Consider the following 24,033-nt stretch of genomic DNA (forward strand, 5'->3'; position numbering starts at 1 on the left):
TGCTATGGACAAGATCCGCATTTTGATTGCAGATGACCACCCGGTTGTCCGAGAGGGTCTGTTCGGGATGCTGGCTGGCCAGCCCGATTTTGAGGTCATAGGTATGGCGGCGGATGGTGACATGGCGGTTAAGATGCACGCTTCCCTTACCCCAGATGTCACCCTGATGGATCTACGAATGCCCGGCTTGGATGGCGTGGGGGCCATTAGAGCGATCAAAGCCCAACAGCCGTCATCCCGCATCATCGTCCTGACCACCTACGACACTGACGCTGATATCCTGCGCGCTATCGAGGCCGGGGCCACCAGCTATTTGTTGAAGGATGCGCCGCGCGAGGAACTGTTCCGCGCCATACGCGCCGCCAGGGGAGATTCCGTTCTGGCCCCGGCCGTAGCGGCGCGTCTCATGACACGCATGCGTGGCCCGGCGGAAGTGAGCTTGAGCGCCCGCGAGATTGAAGTGTTGCAGTTGGTGGCCAAAGGAAACAGCAACAAAGAAATCGGCAAGAGCCTACACATCAGTACAGCAACAGTTAAAACGCACTTAATTCATATCTACGGCAAGCTGGGCGTGGATGACCGCACCGCGGCCGTGACGACAGCCCTGGAGAGCGGGATTATTAAGCTAGCTAGCTAGGCCGCTCTGCCCTGATAGAATCAGCGCTCTATGTCCCTGAAACCTGACCTCATCGTCGTGGGTGGCGGACTGGCCGGCAGCGAAGCGGCCTGGCAGGCCGCCGAAGCTGGCCTGCGCGTGGCGCTGTACGAGATGCGCCCCAGCATGCCCACCGGCGCCCATGTGAGCGAGCACCTGGCCGAGCTGGTGTGCTCCAATTCGCTGGGCTCTGACTTGCCTGACCGCGCCGGCGGCCTGCTGAAGAACGAGATCCGCCGCATGGACAGCCTTCTGATGCAGGTGGCCGAGGATACCGCGCTGCCCGCCGGCGGCGCGCTGGCGGTGGACCGGGAGGGCTTCGCCGCCGAGGTGACCCGCCGTATCGAAGCGCACCCCAACATCACCCTGGTGCGTGAGGAGATGCCCGCTGTGCCTGATGGGCTGGCCATCATCGCCTCCGGCCCGCTGACCTCGTCGAGCCTGTCGCAATCCATCGCCAAGCTGAGCGGTGAGCAGCACCTGTTCTTCTACGATGCCATCTCGCCCATCGTCAGCCTGGATTCGATTGACATGACCATCGCCTTCCGTGCCTCGCGTTATGACCGCGGCGAGGAGGAGCAGGGCGATTACATCAACTGCCCGATGACGCGTGAAGAATACGATGCGTTCCTAGCGGCGCTGCTGGCCGCCGAGCGGATTGAGCTGCGCGAATTCGAGAGCCACTTGCAAACTGACGGCGGTGGCGTGCGCACGGGCGCCCACGAATTCTTCGAGGGCTGTCTGCCGGTCGAGATCATCGCCGAGCGTGGCGAGCGGGCGCTGGCCTTCGGCCCGATGCGCCCGGTCGGCTTGCGCGACCCACGCACCGGCAAGCGGCCCTACGCGGTGCTGCAGTTGCGCCAGGATAATCTGGCCGGCACGCTGTACAACCTGGTCGGCTTCCAGACCAACTTGAAATTTCCTGACCAGAAGCGCGTCTTCCGCATGATCCCTGGTTTGCAAAATGCGGTCTTCGAGCGCTACGGCCAGATGCACCGCAACACATTCATCTCGTCGCCGCGGCTGCTGGAGCCCACGCTGCAGTTCCGCACGCGGGCCGATCTGTTCTTCGCCGGCCAGATCACCGGCGTGGAAGGCTACGTCGGCAACATCGCCACCGGCCTGCTGGCCGGGCTGAACGCAGTCCGCCTGCACGCCGGCCAGCCGCTGCTGCAGCTACCGCCTACCACGATGCTGGGCGCGCTGTGCCACTATGTGACCCATGCCGATGAGAGAGACTTTCAGCCGATGAAGGCGAATTACGGGATCATGCCGCCACTGGAAATAACCGGCCGCATGGGCCGCCGCGACCGCGCCAAGGCCTATTCTGAGCGCGCATTACAAGACCTGGATGCGTACCTGGCCGGGCAACTGCAGGCGGCCTGATGCAAGCGCGCAAGTGGAACCTGAGCGCAAGTGGCCGGCGCACGTTGGTGCTGCTGGGGATTGGGCTAGTACTGGTTGGCGTAGCTCTCAGTCTGGCGTTCCCTGGGCGTAATACGCCGGCCGCCTTTGACGGCCAGCGTGCGTTCGCGCATGCTGCGGCGCAGATGGCCTTCGGCCCGCGCACGCCGGGCAGCGAAGCGCACGAGCAGACCCGCGCCTACATCGCTGACACTTTAGCCGAATACGGCTGGCAGGTAGAGCAGCCTGAGGGTGAGCTGCTGGGCCAAAAGGTGTTCAACCTGTTGGCCACGCGGCCGGGAGCTGACGGTGGGCCGTGGATCATTCTCGGCGCCCATTACGACAGCCGCTTCTTCGCCGACCATGACCCGGATCCCGAGTTGCAGCTGCAGCCGGTGCCCGGCGCCAACGACGGGGCCTCGGGCGTGGCCGTGCTGCTGGAGCTGGCCCGCGTGCTGCCGCAGCACGACCCGGCGGCCACGGTGACCCTGGCGTTCTTCGACGCCGAGGACAATGGCGGCATTGACGGCTGGGATTGGATCATGGGCAGCCGCCTGGCGGCCGACGCGCTCACCGAGCTGCCGGATGCGGTGGTCATTCTCGATATGATCGGCGATGCCGATTTACAAATTTACCTGGAGCGCAGCTCAGACCCGCGGCTGGCCGCCGAGATCTGGGCCACCGCCGCCGAGCTAGGTTACGCGGACGTGTTCATCAACGAGCCCAAGTTCACCATTATGGACGACCATACACCCTTCCTGGCGCGTGAGATTCCAGCCGTGGACGTCATCGACTTCGATTACCCGTACTGGCACACCAGCGAAGATACGCTGGACAAGATCTCCGCACACAGTTTGGGGATCGTGGGGGAGGTTGTGTTGGCCTGGGTGCTGGGGAAGTAGCCGAAATGTGTCTGCACAGCTCGACACTCAAAAAACGAGTAGCATGAGCCATCCAGACACGCTTCACAAAATGCACACCAGGAAGGAATGACGAAACATGATCGAGGCAGGCTTTGTCGCTGAAAACCCCCAGGCGGGTGTTCGTGCCGTGGTGCTTAAAGCACACAAAGAAACTCAGGGAAATGGGTTTCAAATCGAATATTTCTACCGCCCTCATTCGGGGCAGGATTTGCCTGCCCATTTTCATACATGGTGGGAAGAGAAGTTCGAGATCCTGGCCGGCTCCTGTACGTATGTGCTTGAGGGCAAAGAGTATTCTGCCAAGGCCGGCGATACGGTTACTTTACCTGCCAGGAAATCGCATATCCATCCCTGGAACACAGGGGATGAAGAATTGCATATGATCCAGACCGATACATTTGAACATTCCAGCCCAGAAGCAGTCATTGACACGCTTAACACTATCGCCACACAGTATGGGTTGGTGCGCGATGGCAAGGTTGGTTCAGATGGCCAACCTACTCCATTGCAGTTAGCCGTGTCCATGCAGACCTTGCTCAAGCATGGCGGTTACCTGGCTGGGCTGCCACCGCTCGTGCAGACGGTGCTGTTTGGCCTGCTCGGTCGCATTGGCCACGCGCTTGGCTACCGCGCAAGCTATGCAGAATATCTTGTTTCTGCCAAAAGCTAAGTTGCGCTGGTCTAACGTACGCTGATAAGGCAAAGAGTGTTTAAACTCTTGCCTTGTCCAGTGCTGTATCTGCAGCTATCTAACTGGCTCTTGCTTTCAGGTAAACTTCCCCCTTATGGAACTACAGCCCGCACATCGCATTGCAGCACTTAAACCATACTTTTTTGCAGACTTGGCTAAGCGCATTGCCGCCCTGCGTGCTAAAGGCACTGACGTGGTGCGTCTGGATATTGGCAGCCCTGATTTGCCGCCGCCCGGCTTCATCCTCGAAGGTATGTTCGAGGCGGCCCAGCGCGCCGACACCCACGGCTACACCCTGGGCATGACCCAGAAGTTCCGCAAGGCCGTGGCCGAATACTACAAGGCCCGCTTCGGCGTGGAGCTCGACCCGGCCACCGAAGCGATCGATCTGCTCGGTTCCAAAGAGGGTCTGTTCATCCTCAGCCAGGCCGTGCTCAACCCGGGCGATGTGGCCCTGGTGCCAGATCCCAGCTACGCCGTGTACGCCAAGAGCACCGAGATCGCCGGCGGCCAGGTGCACCTGATGCCACTGCTCGAGGAGAACGCCTTCCTGCCAGACTTGGACGCCGTGCCCGCCGATGTACTTCGCCGCGCCAAGATCCTGTGGCTCAACTATCCCAATAATCCCACCGGGGCGATTGCCGACCTGGCCTTCTTTGAAAAAGTGATCGCCTTCGCGCGCAAGCACAATATTCTCGTTGCGCACGACAACCCGTATTGCGATGTGGGTTTCAACGGCTACCACGCCCCCAGCATTCTGCAGGTGCCGGGCGCCAAAGAGGTCGCGGTCGAGTTCAACTCGCTGTCCAAGACCTATAACATGGCTGGCTGGCGTGTGGGCATGGCCGTCGGCCATCCGCAGGCCCTCAAATACATCGAGACCTACAAGAGCCAGCAGGATTCGGCCATCTTTGCCCCACTGATGGCGGCCGGCGAGCTGGCCATGCTGGGCGACCAGACCTGGCTCAACGAGCGCAACCGCATCTATCAGGAGCGGCGTGACGCCGTGGTGGACGGGTTGCACCGCGCCGGTGTGCGCGTGGCGCCGCCGCAGGCGGCGCTGTACGTGTGGGCGCCGGTGCCCAATGGCGAGGGCAGCATGGAGTTTTGCGCCGCCATGCTCAACGAGTGCGGCGTCAGCACCACGCCCGGCGTGGTCTTCGGCCAGCACGGCGAAGGCTACTTCCGCGTCTCGCTGGTGACCGATGTGGCCCGCCTGCGCGAGGGCGCCCAGCGCATCGCCGACTGGCTGCAGGCACGGAGATAGATGGCAAAAGGCAAACTGCACAACACCGAGCGCATGCCTGAACGCGCCGTTTTGGTGGGCGTGCAGCTAGCCACTGAGCCTGGCTTGCTGCCGCTGGAGGATTCGCTCGACGAGCTGGCCCTGCTGGCGGATACCGCCGGCCTGGAAGTGGTGACCCAGACCTACCAGCGTATCGATAGACCCAATGCCAAGACCTTCATCGGAAAAGGCAAGGTGCAGGAGATCAAGGCGCTGGCCGAAGAGCTCGACGCGCAGGTCATCCTCTTCGACGACGAGTTGCAGCCGCGCCACCAGCGCGAGCTCGAAGAAGAATTCGGCGATAAGCGCCGCGTGATCGACCGCACTGCCCTCATCCTCGATATCTTTGCCCAGCACGCCAGCACGCATGAAGGCGCGTTGCAAGTGGAACTCGCGCAGTACGAGTACCGCCTGCCGCGCCTGACCCGCGCCTGGACCCACCTTGCGCGCCAATCCGGCGGCGGCGGTGGCCGCAGTGGCGGGGTGGGCGGCGTAGGTCTGCGCGGCCCCGGCGAAACCCAGCTGGAATCTGACCGCCGTGAGATCGGCAAGCGCATCTCGCGCTTGCGCAGTGACTTGGAGAAGGTGCGCGCCCACCGCGGCCGTTACCGCGCCCAGCGCAAGCGAGCGCGTATTCCCATTATTGCCCTGGTCGGCTACACCAACGCCGGCAAATCCACCCTGCTGAATGCGCTGACGGATGCGCAGGTCTACGTGGCCGATAAGCTCTTCGCAACGCTGGATCCCACGACGCGCAAAGTGCGTCTGCCAGGCGGCCGCGAAGCGCTCTTCACCGATACGGTGGGCTTTATTCAAAAATTGCCGCATGGCCTGGTCAAGGCATTTCAGGCCACGCTGGAAGAAGTCAAAGAGGCGGACCTTCTGCTGCACGTCATGGATGTCACCCATCCCAACGTGCATGAACATGCCGAGGCCGTGATGCAAACGCTGGACGAGATCGAGGCGCGCCACGTCCCCATGCTGACGGTGCTCAACAAGATTGATCGGCTCGAAGACCCGGCCGCGGCGCAAGGGGCACTGGCCGAGTTCGATGATGCTGTCGCTGTCTCCGCGCTCACCAAGCAAGGCCTTGATGAGCTGCTGGCTGCGGTCAGTAGCAAGTTGTACGAGACACTGGCTCCCATCGAGGTGCTATTGCCGTATGAGCAAGGCGCGCTGATCGCTCTTTTCCACGAGCAGGGCCAGGTGGACGTGGTCGAACATACCCGCACAGGCGTAAAGCTCAGCGGGCGTCTGCCTGGGCGCCTGCTGGCGCGCTACAGCGAATTTGCCAAGGGCCGCAAAGCTTCGGCCACTGCTTCACAGAAGGGGGCGGAGTAATGGCCCACGAAATGTTGAAGGATTTTGCAGCCGAAGTGAGCAAGCGCACCGTCAGCGAGTTGCGCTTGGACGCGACCAATCGCCGTCTATATAGCACCGACGCCTCGATCTACCAGATCGAGCCGCTTGGCGTGGCGCTGCCGCGCCACGAAGAAGACCTGGAAGCCATCGTAGAACTGGCCGCGCAATATAACCTGCCGATCCTGCCGCGCGGCTCAGGCACCAGTTTGGCTGGCCAGACCATTGGCCCTGCCATCATCCTGGATTTCACGCGCTATCTCAACCAGGTACTAGAGATCGACCCGCAACAGCGCACCGCCTGGGTACAACCCGGCATGGTGCTCAACGCTTTCAACAAAGTGGCCGCCGCGCATGGCCTGATGTTCGGGCCTGACCCGGCCTCGTCTGACCGTGCCACATTGGGCGGCATGGCAGGCAACAACTCCACCGGCGCGCACTCCATCAGCTACGGCATGACCTCCGACAATATCATCGCCGCCGACGTGCTGCTGGCGGACGGCTCACGAGCACGCCTCGAAGAAATGGCGCTGCATGAAGCGATGCAGCATGCCGAGAACGACACACTGGAAGGCAGCCTGTACCGCCAGGCGCTCAGCATCCGTGAGCAGCATGGCGAGCGTATCCAGCAGAGCTGGCCGCGCACCTGGCGCCGCGCTTCGGGGTACAGCCTCAACTACCTGCTTCCCTGGTCGCCCAGCCGCCCGCCCATGTGGGCGCGGGCTGGCGCCGGCGACGCCTATCCTCCCATCGCCCAGGGGCACATCAACCTGGCGCCCGCCATCGTCGGCTCCGAGGGCACGCTGGTAGTGCTCAAACGCATGCTGGTGCGCCTGGTGCCCAAGCCCAGGCGTACGGTGCTGGGCGTGCTCTCATACCCCAGCATCGCCGAAGCCTGTGATGCTGCGCCGGACTTGCTCAAACTGGAGCCCTCTGCAATTGAGCTTATTCCGCGGGCCATGATCAACCTGGCGCGCAGCGTGCCGGCCTATGCCAACCGCCTCGGCTTCGTCAAAGGCGACCCGGCCGCTATCCTCATCATCGAATTTGCCGGTGACAGCGAAGACGAACTGCAAAAGCGGCTGGCCACCCTCGGCCCCGGCGCGGTGCATGCCATCACTCAGGCTGAGCAGGACAACGTGTGGGGCGTGCGCAAGGTAGGCCTCGGCCTGCTGATGTCGCGCCCGGGCGATGCCAAGCCGCTGCCCTTTATCGAAGATGTGGCCGTGCCGGTCGAGAATCTGGGCCAGTTCGTGCGCGCCTTCATGCGCATCCTCGAAGGCTACGGTACCGGCGGCGATTTTTACGCCCATGCCTCGGCCGGCTGCCTGCATGTGCGCCCCCTGATCAACCTCAAGACGCTCAAGGGTATCGAGCAGATGCGCGGCATCACGCAGGACGTGATGGCTGCCGCCAAACAGTACAACGGCTCGATGAGCGGCGAGCATGGCGATGGCCTCTCGCATGGCGAATGGCTCGAAGAAACCTTCGGTCCGGAGATCAACAATGCCTTCCGCGAGCTCAAGCGCGCTGCCGACCCGCAGGCGCGCCTGAACCCGGGCAAGATCCTCGAGCCGCAGCCCATGCACCTGAACTTGCGCTATGGTGCGGAATACAAGTCTGACCCTTGGCTACCCATCCTCGATTTCTCGAGCCAGGGCGGCCTGGGCGGCGCCATTGAGATGTGCAACGGCGCTGGCGTATGCCGCAAAGACGGCGGCGTGATGTGCCCCTCGTTCCAGGCCACGCGTGAAGAAGAGCACAGCACTCGCGGCCGCGGCAACCTACTGCGCGCCATGATCTCCACCGGCATGCCGGGGCAGGGCGCACCGGCCGCCAATGCGCAGAAGGCGGCCCACGCCGCGCTCGACCTGTGCCTGGAGTGCAAGGGCTGCAAAGCCGAATGCCCCTCAGGCGTGGACATGGCCAAGATCAAGTACGACTTCCTGAACGACTATTACAAGACCCACCGCCGCCCGCTGCGCGATTATTTATTTGGCTACATCGGCGTGCTGGGTAAGCTGGGCCGCGCCGTGGCGCCGATCAGCAACCTGATGTTGCAAAGCGGCATCGGCAAAGCACTGGGCGAGAAGCTGTTCGGCCTGTCGGCCAAGCGTGGCCTGCCTAAGTTTGTGCCGGCACGTGCAACGCAAGCTGTTGCTCCGCACGAGGCGGATGTATTCCTCCTGCCCGACCCGTTCATCGAATTCTTCTACCCTGAGATCGCCCAAGACGCCATCCGCGTGCTGGCCGCGGCCGGGTTGAAGGCCGCCGTGCTGCCTTTCAACGGCGCAGGCCGCACGCTGATCTCCAAAGGCCTGCTGTCGCAGGCCAAAGAGCATGCCCGCCGGGTCGTGCAAACCATCGAAACGTGGGACCCGGAGCGCCGCATCCCTGTCGTGGGCATCGAGCCTTCCGAGATCTACACTTTCAAGGACGAATATCTGGACTTATTGCCCGGCGAGGATGGAGTGAGCGCGCTGGCCCGGCGCAGCTTCATGTTGGACGAGTTCCTGCTGCGCCAGGGGTTGGATGGCTTGCGGGCCGCGCTGTCCGCGCCGGCCTCGCGCTCGGTGCTGATGCACGGGCACTGCTACCAGAAGGCCCAGGCGCCCGCCGACGATGGCGTGCCGGCCGGCGCTGCCGCTACCGCTGCCTTACTGACCCAGCTTGGCTTCGAGGTGGAGCAGGTTAACTCCGGCTGCTGCGGCATGGCCGGCTCGTTCGGTTACGAGGCTGAGCACTATGAACTCTCAATGCAAATTGGCGAGCTGGCCGTGTTCCCCGCCGTGCGTAAGGCTGCCCAAGGTCAGCATGTGGTCGCCGCGGGCGTGTCGTGCCGTTCGCAGATCGCCAGCGGCACCGGCCGCGAGGCGCTGCATCCCGTTTCGCTAATTGCTGCACAGCTAAAGTAATCCGCAGATCAGATACAAAGGCGATGAACGCGGATGAATAAATTTAATCCCGTGTTTATTGGCTTCCGCAATCTGTGTTCATCTTGCGGTTTGTCTCTCCCTTAGAGACACATTAACCCTACTTCTCACAGAGCCAACGCCATAACGACCCTTTTTTGCGCCCGTTCGCCAGAGTAGAACTCATCTTAAGGAGGTTCATCATGTTGAGTAAGAAACTAATCGCGCTCACACTAGTTTTCGTGATTCTGGGTGGCGCATTGCTGACGGCGTGTGCCGGCGGCGCAAGCATTGACGTCAACGTGGACCCGGAAACCGGTCAAGGCACAATCGACGTCATTGGCACAGGTGAGGGGGATGGTGGCCAATCCGGCGCCGGCGGTCTGGGCACCGACAACGCCATCATGATCGCCGTGATCGTTGCGTTGCTGCTGGCGATTATCGCCTTGGTGGTTGCGCTTGTCGGCCGCCGGCCAAACCAGTAGCCGACCTACGGCAGCAAACTGGCTGCCTCAGCATCCAGCAACCAAGTCAACCCGCCCGAGTGCGGGTTGACTGCTTTTGCGGGCAGGGGGCGCCCGTTGGTTTCAAAGATTTCCTGCACGATCGAAGCTTTGCCCGCGCCAGATACGATGAAGACCACTTGGCGGGCGGCGTTGATGAGCGGCAGAGTGAAGGTGAGCCGCCAGCTTTCCAGGCTCGCAACGTAGTTCTCGGTCACCGGCACTTCACCGGTGCGCAGCGCCGCGCTGCCCGGGAAGAGCGAGGCCGTGTGGCCATCGTTGCCCAGGCCAAGCAGGATCAGATCGAACGCCGGAAAGCCCGGCGTGGCGAAATGCGCCCGCAGCTGCTCGCGATACTCCTCGGCGGCATCACTTGGCGTAAGTTCGCCATGCAAGCGATGAACGTTGGCTGCCGGAATGCTGATTTGGTCCAACAGCGCCGCCTTGGCCGCGCCGTAGTTGCTGTCGGCATGCTCGGGGGGCACACAGCGCTCATCACCCCAAAATATATGTACCTTGGCCCAATCGATCCCTTCGCGGTGGGGCGGTGCGGCCAGCGCCGCGTACACACTGAGCGGCGTAGTGCCGCCGGAAAGCGCAATGTCGAAGTGGCCGCGTGCCGCGATGGCGGCAGCCGCCTGCTTGGCGATCAGCGCCGCGGCCGCCGCGGCCAATTCGCCCCCGTTTGCATATACCTTGCGTTGCACAATTACCCCCTGGTCAGCTGGCGTACCCCTTCGGGGCCAGCCACAAACATATCCGTCGCCAGACCGATAAACAGGCCGTGTTCCACAATGCCAGCGCGTGCTTCCAGTTGGCGCGCCAGCGCGTCAGGGTCAGCGATCGGACCAAAAGCACAATCCAGCAAATAATTGCCCTGGTCGCTCAGCACGGGCATGCCGTTGTGCTCGCGCACGCGTGGCGTGCTGCCCAGGCTGGCGATGAAATCGAACGAGTGCTGCCATGCAAATGGCAGCACTTCCACCGGCAGGTCAAAGCGCGTGCCGAGCGCGGCGGAGAGCTTGCCCTCATCCACCATGATGACTTCGCGCTGGCTGGCCTGCGCCACGATCTTTTCGCGCAGCAGCGCACCGCCGCCGCCTTTGATCAGATTGAGCTGCGGGTCTACTTCGTCAGCCCCGTCCAAGGTCAAATCGATCTGACGATGCTGGTTGATGTCTTCCAGAGGGATACCCAAACGGGTCGCTTCAGCCTGGGTGTGCTTGGAGCAGGGGATGCCGGTGATATCGGTGAGCTCGCCGGCATGTAAGCGAGCGGCCAGCGCATCCAGCGCGTATTTGACGGTGCTGCCGTGCCCTAGCCCCACCACCATGCCGTTTTGCACCAGCTGCACCGCGGCCTCGGCGGCCGCCTGCTTGAATTGTTCGGTGTTCATGCCAGCAGCTCTCGCAATACGGCTTGCAGCTCGGCCGCCAGGTCGCCGTTGACGGCGAAGCTGGTCACACGGCGGCCGGCGGCGCGCAAGGCGGCTGCATCGCCCAGGGCTTGGGCCGCCTTCAGTACGCCGAAGCTCAGTGCGCTGGCGGAGTCGCCTGCCGCGTCGGGGATGAGCAGGTCGTCCGCCGGGGGTTGGGTGACAAATTGAATGAAGATGCCGCGCCCTGCGTCGCCTTTGTGCAATTGCCCGGTGGAGTGCAGGAAGCGCGGCCCATAGCCCAGCGTGCTGGCCACATGCTGCGTGTGCAGTATATAGCTGCGCAATTCTTGCAGCGCCGCCGTTAGCTGCGGGCTGGGCGCAGCATAAGCTTGCAGGGCCACATAATCGCCCGCCGCGGCCTGGCCTAGCGTGCTCCGTAGTGCGTCGGGGGTGAGTTGGCGTTGTTCACCGGCGGGCAGCGAGCCCGTGCGCGTGTACTCGTCCACAAAGGCGCGGCCCTGCACTTTCGCAGATTCCACGTCGGGTTGGTCGAATGGTTGGATATCGAGCACATGCCCCGTTACCGCAGTGGCGAACTCCCACACGAAGTACTGCGCGCCCAGCGCATACTCACCATCCCAGCTGACTTCAATCACCGGATGGCCTGCGGCGCGAGCAGTCTCAAGCACGCTGGCTGCAGCGCCATCTTGCGGGCCTAGCGCAATGAACACTCGGTCTTCACCATAATCGCCCAGATTACCCAGTGGCTCAGCTACCACCGGCAAAATACCTTGGCCGTGTTTGCCGGTGCTCTCGGCGATCAGCTGCTCGGCCCAATCTCCAAAGCCTTGCAAGTGTTCGGGCGTAATATAGGTCATCTTGTCGCGGCCCGCTTGCGCCAGCACGCCCAGCGCCACGCCCAACTGGACTCCGGGGTTGTGCTCCGCGGGTTGATGGCAACTGGTTGCCGCAGCCACGGCGGCCGCCAGCAATTGGCCCAGATCTATGCCCAGCAGGGCGGTGGGCACCAGCCCGAAGTGCGAGAGGGCCGAGTAACGCCCGCCGATGTTGGGGTCAGCCAGGAAGATGCTGCGGAACTGGTGCTGTTCGGCCAATGCGGCCAGGCTGCTACCGGGGTCTGTGATAGCAATGAAGTGTCGGCCGACTGTCTCTGCGAGCCCGCCTTGGGCGGGTGAAGCAGTCTCCAAGCCTGCTTGCAACTCCGACTCGGGGATTGCTTCGTCTGCGCTATTTGCGTAGCGCATTCCTCGCAATGACGCGGTGACTTGGTTGTAAAAATACTTGAACAACGAAAGCGTTTCCACCGTCCCGCCGGACTTGGTCGAGACGATGTACAGCGTTCGCGCCGGGTCGTACTGCTCGGCGTACTGGCGGATGTAGTCCGGGTCGGTGCTGTCCACCACGCCCAACTGCATCCCGCCAGCCGCCGCCAGCAGCCGGCTGTACACCTCAGGGGCCAGGCTGCTGCCGCCCATGCCCAATAGTAGTGCGTGCGTATAGCCTTCTGCCTGCAGCTGGCGCGCGTACAGGGTCAGAGCCGCCGCTTCCGGTTGTATGCGCTCGGCAATGTCTAGCCAGCCGAGCCGGTTACTGATCTCGGTGGGTTGCGGGTTCCACACGGTGTGGTCTTTGCTCCATACGCGCTCCACCAACTGGCTGTTGGCTGCAGTTTGCAAGGCGGCCTGGTAGGCTGGCTCATATGCTGCGAGGTGAAATTTGATCTCCATTATTGGCCAGAGTAAACCACAAAGCACGGCAATCCACAAAGATTGTTAGCTATAAATAGCAGACATCAGGTATGCTTTGCGCCCGCTGGAGGCAGCAAGCATGGCTAACGAACGCACATATCCTTTACTTCCTTGCAGAGAGCTTGATGAATCGATTGCATTCTATGAAGTGCTGGGCTTCAAAAGAACATACCGTCAGTTGCGGCCGAACCCAGCTGCGGTGGTGCAATACGAGGATATTCACTTTCACCTATTTGGCATAGATGGCTTCAATCCTGCCGATTCGTATGGCAGCGTCATCATTGTTGTGCCTGACCCAGATGCCCTGTATGCGGAGTTTGCCGCAGCGTTGCGGGTGGCCTACGGCAAGCTGCCCGTCGCCGGTTTCCCGCGCATTCTGCGCCCGCGCAAGAAGTTTGGTACCGTTACAGGATTTACTGTGGTGGACCCTGGCGGAAATTGGTTGCGCATTTACCGGCTGAATGCCACACAGGAAGACGAAGAGACGCTTGAAGGTCTGGAGCATTTTGTTTCGGTGGCGGCGCGCCTGGGTGATGCGCGTGGCAGTGAGGCAGATGCGCTGCGAACCCTCGATAACGCCCTGGCGCGCTTCCCAGATGCGCCTGCGCTGGAGCTTGTGCGTGCATACCTCTATCGCGCCGAACTGGCTGTGCGTACGAACAACGCTCTGCTGGCGGAGGCTTCGTTAGCGTCGGTGGATGAGCTTGAACTCACGACGCAAGAGCAGGCCGAGGTGTTGGATGAACTCACCCATGTTACGAACCTGGTCAATGAGCTCAAACAATAAGTAATTGTTAGGTCTGTAACTGCTGGGCCAGCTCATCGGCGCTATTCACCGGAAGCTGGCAGGCGAAGTTGCGGCACACATACGCGGTAGCCTTGCCATCCTTGAGCGGCCGCTCGGCGAGCAAGGGTGGGCTGCCCGCTGGCGGCGGGTAGGGCGAGACCGCGGCTACGTCGAACGGCCGCCAGCTGCTCCACAGCGTATGTAGCAGCGCATCCGCTGCCTCACCAACCACGGCTATTTCGCGGCCGCCAGCCAAAAGCCAGCTACCTGCGCATAGCCACTGGGCGAAAGCAGTGGGGTAGCGTAGCGCGGCCGTACTGATCCCAGCCAGCATGGTCGAGGCCGTTTCATGCCAGGCGGCTTTACCTGTATAGGCGTGCAGTTGCAGCAGCGCCAGCGCCGCCAAGGCGCCGCCGCTGGGGGTGGCATTGTCTTGCATGTCCTTGGGCCGGGTCAGCAGCGTTTCGTGGTCATCGCGCGTGTCAAAGAATCCGCCGGCGGGGTCAGCAAAATGCTGGGTCAGCTCGCCCGCCAGCTTTTCGGCGGCGGCGTACCAGCGCACATCGCCGTCGCTTTGGTATAGCGCCAGCAGGCCCAGCGTCAGCGCGGCATAGTCTTCCAGGTAGCCGTTGTGAGCGGCCTGCCCGGCTCGCCACGAGCGCAGCAGGCGGCTGCCATCGTGCAGTTCACGCAGTAAGAAGTCTGCATTGGTTTGAGCAACCTGCAAATAATCCGGGCGGTTAAGATAGCGGGCCGCCTCGGCGAAGGCGATCAGCATCAGCCCGTTCCAAGCAGTAAGCACTTTGTCGTCCGTACCCGGGCGCACACGGTCCGCCCGCACCGTCAGCAGAGTGGCGTGCGCCGCTTCCAGCTGCTGGCGCACGGCGGCCGCGTCGATCCCAAACTGCGTGGCCAGCGCGGCGTCATCCTTGACGCGTTGCAGCACGTTGTGGCCGTCAAAGTTGCCTGCTTCCGTTACGCCGTAGGCAGCGATGACCAGCTCGGCCAGGTGTTTGTCCAAGCTGGCTTGGATCTCTGCCAGGCTCCACACATAAAACTTGCCCTCTTCCCCTTCCGAGTCGGCGTCCAGGCTGCTGTAGAAGCCGCCATCGGCATGGCGCAGTTCGCGGGCTACAAAATCCAGCGTGCGCTCGCACACCTGACGTAGCGCTTCATCCTCGGTGACCAGATAGCCATGCAAGTAGGCGCGCGCCAGCAGGGCATTGTCATACAGCATCTTCTCGAAGTGGGGCACGCGCCAATAGTCGTCCACGCTGTAGCGAGCAAAGCCGCCGCCCACCACATCGTACATGCCGCCGAGCGCCATGCTTTGCATGGCGTGGCGCGCCATGTCCAATGCCAGCTGATCGCCCTGGGTGGCACGCGCCAGCAGGAAGTCGATCGTCATCGGCTGCGGGAACTTGGGTGCCTGGCCCCAGCCGCCGTGTCGCCAGTCATACGCCTGGGCCAGCGCCATCACCGCCTGGCTCAGCGCCTCGGGCTGCAGGCTGTCGCCGCCGGCGGGCGCAGTACCCTGTGCTTGCAGATGTTGGGTGATTATGCGGCCGTTCTCCAGCACTTTGTCGCGCTCTTCGCTCCACAAACGCTGCACATGCTGCAGCGCATCCATGAACGAGGGCATGTTGTAGCGCGCCACCGGCGGGAAGTAGGTGCCTCCAAGGAACGGCTGGCCGTCCGGCGTCATGAACACGCTCATCGGCCATCCGCCTGAACCAGTCATAGCCACCACCGCGGTCATATAGATGCCGTCAATATCCGGCCGCTCTTCGCGGTCTACCTTGATGTTTATGAAGTGCTCGTTCATGTACGCAGCGGTGGCTTCGTCTTCGAATGACTCATGCGCCATCACATGGCACCAATGACAGGCCGCGTAGCCAATGCTCAGGAAGATAGGCTTGTCCTCGGTCTTGGCGCGCGCCAGGGCTTCCGACCCCCAGGGGTGCCAATCCACCGGGTTGTCCTGGTGCTGGAGCAGATAAGGGGAATTGGAATTCGCCAGGCGGTTCGCCATCAGCGCACCACCGCTAGCAGCGTGCCGCCAGCCACCAGCAGGATGCCAAGCCAGTTCAGCGGGGTGAGGGTTTCGCCCAGCAGCGTAACGCCGAACAGAGCGACGAAGACCACGCTGAGCTTGTCAATCGAAACCACCTGCGCGGCTTGCCCCGTGCTCAGAGCACGGTAGAAAGCCAGCCACGAGGCCGCGGTAGCCAGGCCGGAGAGTGCCAGCAGCACAACGTTGCGCGGCGTCCACTCCTGCGCTTGTGCGAACTGACCGGTAGCCCACAGCACCAGCGCCATGGCCGGCACTACGATGAGCGTGCGCACGAACGCGCCCACATCCGAGCTGATGCCGCTGATGCCCAGCTTGCCCAGCAGGGTGGTGGCCGCAGCGAACAGCGCCGAAAGAAAGGCCCAGAAGACCCACGACTGGCCCATACTAGACCGCCTGCTCCAGCGCCTTGGCATCCTCCGCACTCAGTTCGATGGCCTGGGCGCGGTAGTTCGCCTCGATGTTCTCCGGCTTTGTGGAGCGCGGGATCGGGATCAGACCTTTGCCCAGCAGCCAGGCCAGCGCCACCTGCTGCGGGCTGGCGCCGTATCTAGGCCCAAGATCACTCAGTAACGCTTGAGCCGCGGGGCTGCCGAGGCTGCGGATGGGGCTGTAGGCTGTGACCGTGACGCCGTTGGCTTTGCAGAAAGCGACCACGTCATCAGGACGCACTTCCAGGTTGTACTTGATCTGGTTATTGGTGACCTGCACCCCGGTCTTGAGCGAGCGTTCCAGCAGGGCTACATCAAAGTTGGAGACGCCCAGTGCGCGCACTTTGCCGCTTTGGCGCACAGCTTCCATCGCCGGTAAAGTCTCCTCCGGTTCGGCTTCTTCGCGCGGCCAGTGGATCAGCAGCAGGTCAATGTAGTCGGTGCCGAGCTCGTTCAGGAAGCGCTCAACGGCCGGCGCCACCTGGTCTGCCGTCACCGAATGACGCCACAGTTTGGTGGTGATGAACACCTCATCCCGCGGGATGCCGCTCTCGCGCAGTCCCGCGCCGACCGCGGTGTGGGTTTCGTAAATATCCGCTGTATCAATATGGCGGTAGCCGGTGCGCAAGGCGTGCAGTACGCTGGCTTGCGCTAATTCCTTCAAGCCAGAGGTGCCGAACCCCAATTGCGGGATTTGAATGTCTTTCGTCAGGGTGATAGTTTTGTTCATGCTGATTTGGGTCATGCGCTGGCATCCAGCGCGGCCACATCCTCCTTCTTCAGTGTCAGCTGCAACGAGGCGAAATTGCTCTCGATATGCTTGGGGTTGTTCGAGCGCGGAATTACGATAAAGCCCTTGGCCATCAACCAGGCCAGGGTTACTTGCTCCGGCGTGCTGTCGTACGCCTCAGCCAGGCTTGCGACAAGCTTGCGCGTCTTTGCCCCGCCGCCCACTTTGACCGGGCTGTACGCCGTCACCGTGACGCCGTTCGCCAGGCAGAACTCGGCTACATCGTCGGGGCGCACTTCAAGGTTGTATTCGATCTGGTTGTTGCACACCGGCAGCCCGGTTGCCAGGGCGGCTTGCATGTCCTCGACCTCAACGTTGGAGACGCCCAGCGTACGCACTTTGCCGGCGGCCCGCGTCTTCTCCATCGCCGCCAGGCTTTCCTCCGCAGGGATGCCGGACAGCCAATGAATGAGTAGCAGGTCAATGTAGTCTGTACCGAGCTCCTTCAGGAAGCGGTCCACCGCCGGGCCAACCTTGGCTTCTGCCAGTGTGCCGCCGTACAGCTTGGTCACCAGGAAAATGTCTTCGCGTGCCAGGCCGCTGTCCTTCATTGCCTGGCCCACTTCCACGTGATTGTGATAGTAGTCGGCTGTGTCCACATGACGGTAACCGGTTTGTAGCGCATGCAAGGTCGACTTGTGCGCATCTTTCAGCGCCCAGGTGCCAAAGCCCATTTGCGGGATCTGGATGCCATCCACTAAGGGGAGCATTGTGTTCATGCGACTATTGTAGCGGGTGTGGGTGCTGGGTATTCGCAGGGAGCCGAGCTGCTCTATCCGGGCTTGAAGAAGCTCATGCCAACGCCCATCTTCTGCAGCCCTTCGCTGGCCCAGTGCTCCAGCAGGGCTGAGTCGCTGTCCAGCAGTGCGAACAGGGCCGGGATGGCGCGCGTGTCGCCGATCAGCGCCAGCGCCCGTGCCGCTTCCACTCGCGCGCTCTGCGCCTGGCTGTCTTGCAGCGCTGCGGCCAGCGGTTCCACCGCCGCGGCGCCGTGTGCCACCAGCGCGTCGCCAGCCAGGCGCGCCAGCAAGCTGTCCTGGCTGGCCAGCATGCTTACCAGCGCGGGCACTGCGCCCGCATGTGGGCGCTGGCTCAATGCAAGCGCGGCGCATTGCTGCACGCCGCCGTCGCTGTCAGCGAGCGCCGCGGTCAGCAGTTCGCCAGCTTCGGGATGCAAAAAACCCGCCAGCGAGCGTACGGCCCACCAGCGGGTTTCGGGGTCAGAGTGTCGGAGCAGGGCAGTGAGAGCCGCCAGTCCGGCCTCGCCATGGGCGGGCAGCGCCGCTGCAGCGGGCTCGGTGCGGGCCGCATTGCCACTTTGCAGGTCGGCCAGCAATGCCGCCAGTGTGCTCACGCCCGCAGTCCGCTCAGTCGCCGAAGCCTAGTCGGCCGCGGTCTTGGGGGCGGGCACTTCCAGCTTGTCCTTGGAGGTGCTGACCCATTTGTCGCCGACTTCGATCAGCATGACCGGAATGTCGTCGATCACTGGGTACTTGCGCCCGCATTCGCCGCACACGAACCAGGCCTCTTTGTAAAACTCAAGCTCGCCTTTGCCGTTTTGCACGCAATGAGGGCAGCGCAGGATCTCGATCAATTCAGTGCTTACCATAGCTCTCCTAACCTTATTGTACAGCCTGAATGCGGGCGCCCAGACTGCGCAGGCTGGCTTCCAGGTCTTCGTAACCGCGCGTGATGTGATCAATGCCGTGCACGCGTGATTTGCCTTTGGCCATGATGGCGGCGATCAGATAAGTAAAGCCTGCCCGCAGGTCAGGCACCACCACCTCAGCCGAGCGCAGTTGGCTTGGACCCTTAATAACGGCGCTGTGCTTGTAGCTGCTACTCGCAAAACGGCAGCGGTGCCCCAGGCAACTGTCGTACAGGGCGATCTCGGCGCCCATGTCCTGCAGCGCTTTCACATACCCAAAGCGGTCTTCGAAGACGGTCTCGTGCACAACCGACATGCCTTCGGCCTGCGTGAGCAGCAGCAAGAAGGGCGATTGCCAGTCGGTCATGAAGCCCGGGTGCACGCTGGTCTCCACGTGAATGGCCTGCAGCGGCCCGTCGTAGTAAAAGCGAATGCCATCGTCTTGCACTTCAAACTTGCCGCCCACGCGGCGCAACGTGTTGAGGAAGGTCAGCATGTCTTGCTGGCGGGCGTTGCGCACGAACACATCCCCGCGCGTGGCCACCGCCGCCGCGCCCAGCGATGCCGCCACGATCCGGTCAGGCAGCAGGCTGTGTTTGGCGCCGGTCAGCTTGTTTACGCCTTCCACCACAAAGGTGCGGTCTACCTGATAGTCAATGATGGCGCCCATCTTTTGCAAGTAGCTCACAAGGTCTACTACTTCAGGTTCGATGGCCGCGTTCTGGATGATTGTGCGGCCGCGCGCCATGCTGGCGGCCATCAGCAGGTTCTCGGTGCTGGTGACGCTGGGATAGTCCAGCGTGATTTCGGCGCCGTGCAAACCATCCGCCTCGATCACATAGTTGCCGTCTTTCACTTCTACGCGGGCGCCCATGCGCTGGATGCCCTGCAGGTGAAAACCCACCGGGCGTGGGCCGATCTGGTCGCCGCCCGCCGCGGCCGGGATGACCGCTTTGCCGGTGCGGTGTAGCAGAGGGCCGAGCAGCATGATCGCCAGGCGGTTGCGGCCTCCTAGTTCCTTGCTGATGATGTTGCTGGTGATCTTGGGAGTGCCGACCTTGAGGCTGTTGCCATCGGCATTGAACTGTGCACCCACCGCGGCGCACATCTCTTCCGTGATGTCACGGTCGCCAATATTGGGAACATTGCTAAAGTAGCTGGGCTCCTCGCTCAGCAGCGACGCCACCAGCAGCTTAGTGATGGAGTTTTTGGCTCCACGCACGCTGATCTCGCCGCGCAGTGGTTCGCCGCCGTCAATTGCCCAGGTGTTCATTAATCTCCAGAGGATGGTGGAGCAGGCGGCATGCCCGGCGTGCCGGGGCCGTACTGGTACACAGCTGCCCAGGGTTGGTATTTTGTCGTGATGACATCTTCGTTGATTACCTCACCATTGCGGTACACCGTGCGCGTCACGCGCACCGTAGCGCCCTCAGCAGCATAATCCACTTGCTTGATCTGGCCAGTGGCAAAATCAGGGTTCTCTTCGTACTTATCGTCCAGCGCCGGCACAATATCGCGCGGCCCGGTGGTATTCCACTCTACGCTGCGCCCATCCGAGGTCGAATAGAACTTCCAGGTGATGGAACGCGCCGCCGGATTCACGTAGGTTTCCATCAGCAGCCAGCTGTCAGTGTCGTTCTGAAACTTGAAGTCAACCACTGGCGCATACACTGTAGCGTCCAGGCCCACTAAGCGCGGGTCACGCTGTACGGCGGCATTGTACTCGTAGTAGCTCACGCGGTAGGCGTGGGCATAGCGCTCAATGATGGGGAAGCCGCCAAAGAACGCGGCGCGGAACAGGGTGGTGCTCACCTGGCATACGCCGCCGCCCACGCCCTGGATCGTGCGCCCGCCGAAAATGATCAGCGCTTCGGCGAAGCCAGAATCGAGACTGATGTCGCCAATGTTGTCCACCATCGAGAACACCGCGCCGGGCGGCACCAGCAGCCCGTGGAAGCGTTCGGCGGCCGTTTGGATGTTCTGGATGCGCTCAGGGCTGGAGCCGTAGAAATAGGTGGTCGTTTCCGTCACCAGCTCACGGATGTTCAGGTCGGCCGCTTTGGCGTCGTCCAGCACCGTGGGCTCAGTATAGGTGTATTGCAGATCGATCTGGTGCGCTCCCTGGGCTAGTTGGGCGTTGATGTGGTCAATGCTGTTTTGCACATGCAGTTGGCGGCCAATCACGGCCGATTTGTAGATATCCAGTTCGCGCGTCTCGTCGTTGAAAATAAAGCGTGCATTGCGCGGGCTGGCGGCCACATCCGCAGACAGTGGCAGCAGGATGGCTGCCAGCTTGTCCGCCTGCAGGCCCACCTGATAGTGCGCGCCATCCGCGCCTTCCACGCGCTCAATGCTCAGCATGCCGGCCAGCTGCTCCGGCTCCAGCGTCCAGGGGCCGGGGTCCTTCTCGTAATCGCCCCCAGGGGCGATCACGAGCGGCTGGCTCAAGATGCCCCGGGCGATCTCGGCCTGCGCGCTCACATCCAGAATGCGCGGCGGCTGCTCCACCACCGCCAGCGGCACGCGTACATCTTGCATATCCAACAGCGTGGCCGCCAGGAAGGCGCCCGTGCGCTCGGTATCCAGCGTCAGCCCCACCTGGCCCGGCTGCACCTGCACATCCAGCCCGCTTACGCTCAGTTGTGCTTCTATAGTAGGGCGATTGAACTGGCTCGCCAAACCCTGCAAGGCCAGTTGAGCCTGGTCGCCATTAAATATGAGGCGCGGCGCCAACTGTGCGCCGCCGCGCAGTGATTGGATCTTCTCTGCAATGTTCTCCCACGGCAGCCAGCTGCGGCCAAAACCGTAGGCCGCCTGGGCGCTGGACTCTGCGTCCAGCAGTAGGCCTAACTGAGCCGGGCTGTAGCTCCAGCTCTGTTCGCCATAGGTCAGCGTCACCTGCCCGCTGAGCGGGTAGGTGAGCTGCTGGCTGAGGTAAGCGATCGCCTCGGTGCGGCGCATGCCGCCGATGTCCACGCCGCCCACGCTCACGCCGGGGTATACGCGGCCCAGGTACATCAACCCGAAGATGGTCGAGAACAGGAAGGCGGCTAGCGCCAGGAGCCCAGCGGCCGCGGCCAACGCCGCAGCCGCCTGTGCTACGAAGCGGGGCGGGACAGGGCTATACGATTGCGGATAGGCCGTGGTGGACATGGGGAAATTGTATCGTTTCGCTGCCAACTTTAGCTATTGATACGAACAATTTCCTCAAGAAGTGCATCAAAGGGTTGAGAGAAGTTGACCTGAGTTGCTGTGGGTAACTTCTCCTTCTTTCGGATTTGAGTGTGCAAATAGGAATCGGAAAGTTTCCGCGATGCATTTTCAAGGTAAGCCATCAGCTCACGAAACGACCTGGTCCCATAGTTGTTTGCTACTTCACTAAATGTTTTGCAGCCAAAAACTGGGGGAACATGGTCCAAGACCGATCTCAGCAACATTCCAGTCGCATAGTAATTTTGACTAACAAAGTTGTGGTCCAGTTCTTCGCAAAGTCTAATAAGGCGAGCGAAATCAAAGCTATGCGTCGTGAGTCTTCTTATCTCATCGAGTCGTTTCGGATCTATGAACCTGTGAGCGTTTCTTGACGTGCTTCCATTCTCCAGATCGCTGTATTCTGTTTCCAAATCTTGGATTGACTTGGGATGGAGCCGAAAAGAACCCTGGCCATTAGCTTTGATAATACGCCCAGACTGCCGTATTTTTTTGCCCAATCGTGTTCTGTTGGGTTTGGGTAACCCTAACTGTGCATACCAGTCCTCTAAATCAGATAACGAAAAGGTTTCGATGCCCAAACCCTTCAACGCGTAAAAAGCTGTTCGTTCAGCTCGATCGGGCTCTCCCTGTTCCCATAATTTACTTGCATCTCGGAAATCCTCAAATGACATGTTCATTTTGTTCCTCTTAGGTAAGATTTCCAAATAATTCTCGTATGGTAGGTTTAGGGAAGTATGCTAAACCTCGTCCGTGCTGCTCTCGAGAGAGATACTTAGGTGTGAGTTTTCGGAGTGCCCGATTGATGTTCTGACGACTAGGTGGGTGTACGCTGAGCTTTAGTCTGATTTCTTCTCCAATCGATTTGTTCACAGCAAGCGAGCCAGCGGCAACTAGGTGCAGTACTGCCCAAGCTACCCTTTGCTCTTCCGATCCCCTTTCACTAACTGCAAAATCGGGTGGCAGATTGCTAAGGACTTGTGAGATCCAATTGCTAACTACTGGCGCAGTTGGACCTTGGGAGACTTGCGCGGAAGTTGACGCAGATTCGGGCTGCCTGGCGGAAAGTTTATAACCCAGTAGCTCTTGAAACGCAGCAACCCTGTATTCGGAAGGCAGGGCCTTTACTTGTTCTTCTGCCCAGGCTAGCAATTCTTGAATGTTCATCTCTACTCTCTCTCAATCATCGACTTGACTTTGTTAAGGCCTAGGCTTGACAGCGAATACCTGTATGCTTGCCCTTCCGGACTCCGGACAAAATGGCTCATCTTCGTGGAAATTGCTCTATTGATATTCGGCGCGTATACGCTGGGGATTCTTAGCTTTTCCTTCAGAATCCTAGCTATTTCTGGCGGAGTCAGCGACCTTGCGCCTAGTTGCTGTTCGACCATGTACAAAACAATAAGCGAACGCTCTAGCCACGACCCATTATTTATGTACTTATCGAATTCCGAGAAGTCGATGTCTGAACTTAATACTGCTTCAACGACGCCAGCCTGTTCTCCGTGTTTCCCGGAGCTTACTACTTGCTTTGGGGTAGGAGTAGTGCCGCTTGCGACATTATCTGAGGCAAGGAGCTTTTCGAAAACGACCTGGAAGGCGTGCCCGCGGAATTCAGTAGGAATATCCGTAACAGCTTTCTGCGCCGCCGAGGCCGCTGAGAGAATATCGTCCTGTTTCATCGCTGTCCTCCTTGTAGCATGCTTGAGAGTAAATTTAGATTTCGTAACGGGATTGTATAGCGTCCACCCGGAGTGGCCTCAACATCCCCATTGTTCAGAAGAGCCCGAACAGATGGCTTCACTGACCCGACTGGAATTCCGGCAAGCAAAGCAATCTCAGTTGGCCCAATCTCTTCGCTGTCGCGTATTTCCAAAAGCTTCATCGCTTTTGCTGCCGCGATTACTGTCAGCACTTTTTGAGCCAGAGATAGGGAGCGAAAAGCTGGCTCAAGTATGAGTTCACCCGAGCGGCTGATTCTCACGAGCGGGCGCAAAGTTGCAGCCAGCAATTCTTCGACTAGCTTTGCCTCATCTAGAACAAGGTCCGATAAAGAGCGTGTGCTCATATTGCCTCCTGATATGCTTGAATTATAACCTAGTCTTCAAATTATGTCAATGCCTATTCTGGCATGCGACCGCGCCAAGGGTCGCCGCCCGCCTGATGTAGAACATAATGATATTTGAATATGCGAGTATTATATCATGATTTGTGGGG

At 61.0% G+C, this 24,033-nt stretch carries 23 protein-coding genes; 9 read left to right on the forward strand and 14 right to left on the reverse strand.

Features of this window, described 5'->3' with window-relative positions; translation table 11 throughout:
* The first annotated feature begins 4 nt into the window (after positions 1-4).
* The 8 genes from KIT08_10395 (at position 5) to KIT08_10430 (ending at position 9,714) form a co-directional block, all read left to right on the forward strand.
* On the forward strand, positions 5-637 hold the full coding sequence (locus KIT08_10395; protein UYN90809.1) for a response regulator transcription factor: 633 nt from the start codon (positions 5-7) through the stop codon (positions 635-637).
* Between the two features lie 30 nt (positions 638-667).
* Positions 668-2,041 carry a methylenetetrahydrofolate--tRNA-(uracil(54)-C(5))-methyltransferase (FADH(2)-oxidizing) TrmFO gene (gene trmFO, locus KIT08_10400; GenBank protein UYN89493.1) on the forward strand — a complete coding sequence of 458 codons (1,374 nt, stop codon included), beginning with the start codon at positions 668-670 and terminating at the stop codon, positions 2,039-2,041.
* Complete coding sequence (locus tag KIT08_10405) at positions 2,041-2,961, forward strand: M28 family peptidase (GenBank protein ID UYN89494.1); 921 nt, start codon at positions 2,041-2,043, stop codon at positions 2,959-2,961. The genes trmFO and KIT08_10405 overlap by 1 nt, the downstream gene beginning before the upstream one ends.
* Before the next feature lie 97 nt (positions 2,962-3,058).
* A complete protein-coding gene (locus KIT08_10410; GenBank protein UYN89495.1) occupies positions 3,059-3,652 on the forward strand; it encodes a cupin domain-containing protein in 594 nt (197 codons plus the stop codon).
* A gap of 115 nt (positions 3,653-3,767) precedes the next feature.
* A complete protein-coding gene (locus KIT08_10415; protein ID UYN89496.1) occupies positions 3,768-4,940 on the forward strand; it encodes an aminotransferase class I/II-fold pyridoxal phosphate-dependent enzyme in 1,173 nt (390 codons plus the stop codon).
* Positions 4,941-6,299, forward strand: coding sequence for a GTPase HflX (gene hflX, locus KIT08_10420; GenBank protein UYN89497.1), 1,359 nt, complete (start codon positions 4,941-4,943; stop codon positions 6,297-6,299).
* Positions 6,299-9,232 carry an FAD-binding protein gene (locus KIT08_10425; protein UYN89498.1) on the forward strand — a complete coding sequence of 978 codons (2,934 nt, stop codon included), beginning with the start codon at positions 6,299-6,301 and terminating at the stop codon, positions 9,230-9,232. The genes hflX and KIT08_10425 overlap by 1 nt, the downstream gene beginning before the upstream one ends.
* Before the next feature lie 200 nt (positions 9,233-9,432).
* Positions 9,433-9,714: a hypothetical protein gene (locus KIT08_10430; GenBank protein UYN89499.1), complete on the forward strand. Its 282-nt coding sequence runs from the start codon at positions 9,433-9,435 to the stop codon at positions 9,712-9,714.
* Between the two features lie 5 nt (positions 9,715-9,719).
* On the opposite strand, the gene pgl is transcribed toward KIT08_10430, so the two are convergent.
* From pgl to KIT08_10445, 3 genes are read right to left on the reverse strand one after another with little or no spacing between them, the layout of a single operon-like run.
* Complete coding sequence (gene pgl / locus KIT08_10435) at positions 9,720-10,439, reverse strand: 6-phosphogluconolactonase (GenBank protein UYN89500.1); 720 nt, start codon at positions 10,437-10,439, stop codon at positions 9,720-9,722.
* A 2-nt stretch (positions 10,440-10,441) separates the two neighbouring features.
* On the reverse strand, positions 10,442-11,128 hold the full coding sequence (rpiA, locus tag KIT08_10440) for a ribose-5-phosphate isomerase RpiA (GenBank protein ID UYN89501.1): 687 nt from the start codon (positions 11,126-11,128) through the stop codon (positions 10,442-10,444).
* A complete protein-coding gene (locus tag KIT08_10445; protein ID UYN89502.1) occupies positions 11,125-12,858 on the reverse strand; it encodes a hypothetical protein in 1,734 nt (577 codons plus the stop codon). The genes rpiA and KIT08_10445 overlap by 4 nt, the downstream gene beginning before the upstream one ends.
* A gap of 100 nt (positions 12,859-12,958) precedes the next feature.
* Here KIT08_10445 and KIT08_10450 point away from each other — a divergent pair, with 100 nt between their 5' ends.
* Positions 12,959-13,666 carry a VOC family protein gene (locus KIT08_10450; GenBank protein UYN89503.1) on the forward strand — a complete coding sequence of 236 codons (708 nt, stop codon included), beginning with the start codon at positions 12,959-12,961 and terminating at the stop codon, positions 13,664-13,666.
* 7 nt (positions 13,667-13,673) lie between these two features.
* On the opposite strand, the gene KIT08_10455 is transcribed toward KIT08_10450, so the two are convergent.
* The 11 genes from KIT08_10455 to KIT08_10505 all read right to left on the reverse strand — a co-directional run bounded on the left by KIT08_10455 (position 13,674) and on the right by KIT08_10505 (position 23,884).
* Positions 13,674-15,698, reverse strand: a complete 2,025-nt coding sequence (locus KIT08_10455; GenBank protein ID UYN89504.1) for a thioredoxin domain-containing protein — start codon at positions 15,696-15,698, stop codon at positions 13,674-13,676.
* Entirely contained in the window at positions 15,698-16,123 is a 426-nt protein-coding gene (locus KIT08_10460; protein UYN89505.1) for an EamA family transporter, read from the reverse strand. Before KIT08_10460 ends, KIT08_10455 begins: the two co-directional genes overlap by 1 nt.
* A gap of 1 nt (position 16,124) precedes the next feature.
* Positions 16,125-16,913: an aldo/keto reductase gene (locus KIT08_10465; protein ID UYN89506.1), complete on the reverse strand. Its 789-nt coding sequence runs from the start codon at positions 16,911-16,913 to the stop codon at positions 16,125-16,127.
* Positions 16,910-17,677 (reverse strand): aldo/keto reductase, encoded by a 768-nt coding sequence (locus KIT08_10470; protein ID UYN89507.1) that lies wholly within the window; start codon positions 17,675-17,677, stop codon positions 16,910-16,912. The genes KIT08_10465 and KIT08_10470 overlap by 4 nt, the downstream gene beginning before the upstream one ends.
* A gap of 53 nt (positions 17,678-17,730) precedes the next feature.
* On the reverse strand, positions 17,731-18,312 hold the full coding sequence (locus tag KIT08_10475) for a HEAT repeat domain-containing protein (protein UYN89508.1): 582 nt from the start codon (positions 18,310-18,312) through the stop codon (positions 17,731-17,733).
* Positions 18,313-18,339: 27 nt separating this feature from the next.
* Positions 18,340-18,567, reverse strand: a complete 228-nt coding sequence (locus KIT08_10480; protein UYN89509.1) for a hypothetical protein — start codon at positions 18,565-18,567, stop codon at positions 18,340-18,342.
* A 13-nt stretch (positions 18,568-18,580) separates the two neighbouring features.
* The gene (gene murA, locus KIT08_10485) at positions 18,581-19,879 is read right to left on the reverse strand and encodes a UDP-N-acetylglucosamine 1-carboxyvinyltransferase (protein UYN89510.1); all 1,299 of its coding nucleotides are present in this window, start codon (positions 19,877-19,879) and stop codon (positions 18,581-18,583) included.
* Complete coding sequence (locus tag KIT08_10490) at positions 19,879-21,759, reverse strand: VanW family protein (GenBank protein UYN89511.1); 1,881 nt, start codon at positions 21,757-21,759, stop codon at positions 19,879-19,881. The genes murA and KIT08_10490 overlap by 1 nt, the downstream gene beginning before the upstream one ends.
* 29 nt (positions 21,760-21,788) lie before the next feature.
* Positions 21,789-22,496, reverse strand: coding sequence for a hypothetical protein (locus KIT08_10495; protein ID UYN89512.1), 708 nt, complete (start codon positions 22,494-22,496; stop codon positions 21,789-21,791).
* A 489-nt stretch (positions 22,497-22,985) separates the two neighbouring features.
* Positions 22,986-23,498 carry a hypothetical protein gene (locus tag KIT08_10500; GenBank protein UYN89513.1) on the reverse strand — a complete coding sequence of 171 codons (513 nt, stop codon included), beginning with the start codon at positions 23,496-23,498 and terminating at the stop codon, positions 22,986-22,988.
* Positions 23,495-23,884 (reverse strand): hypothetical protein, encoded by a 390-nt coding sequence (locus KIT08_10505; GenBank protein UYN89514.1) that lies wholly within the window; start codon positions 23,882-23,884, stop codon positions 23,495-23,497. The genes KIT08_10500 and KIT08_10505 overlap by 4 nt, the downstream gene beginning before the upstream one ends.
* Between the last annotated feature and the right edge of the window lie 149 nt (positions 23,885-24,033).

Source organism: Anaerolineales bacterium, assembly GCA_025808555.1.
Classification (GTDB): domain Bacteria; phylum Chloroflexota; class Anaerolineae; order Anaerolineales; family UBA11579; genus JAMCZK01.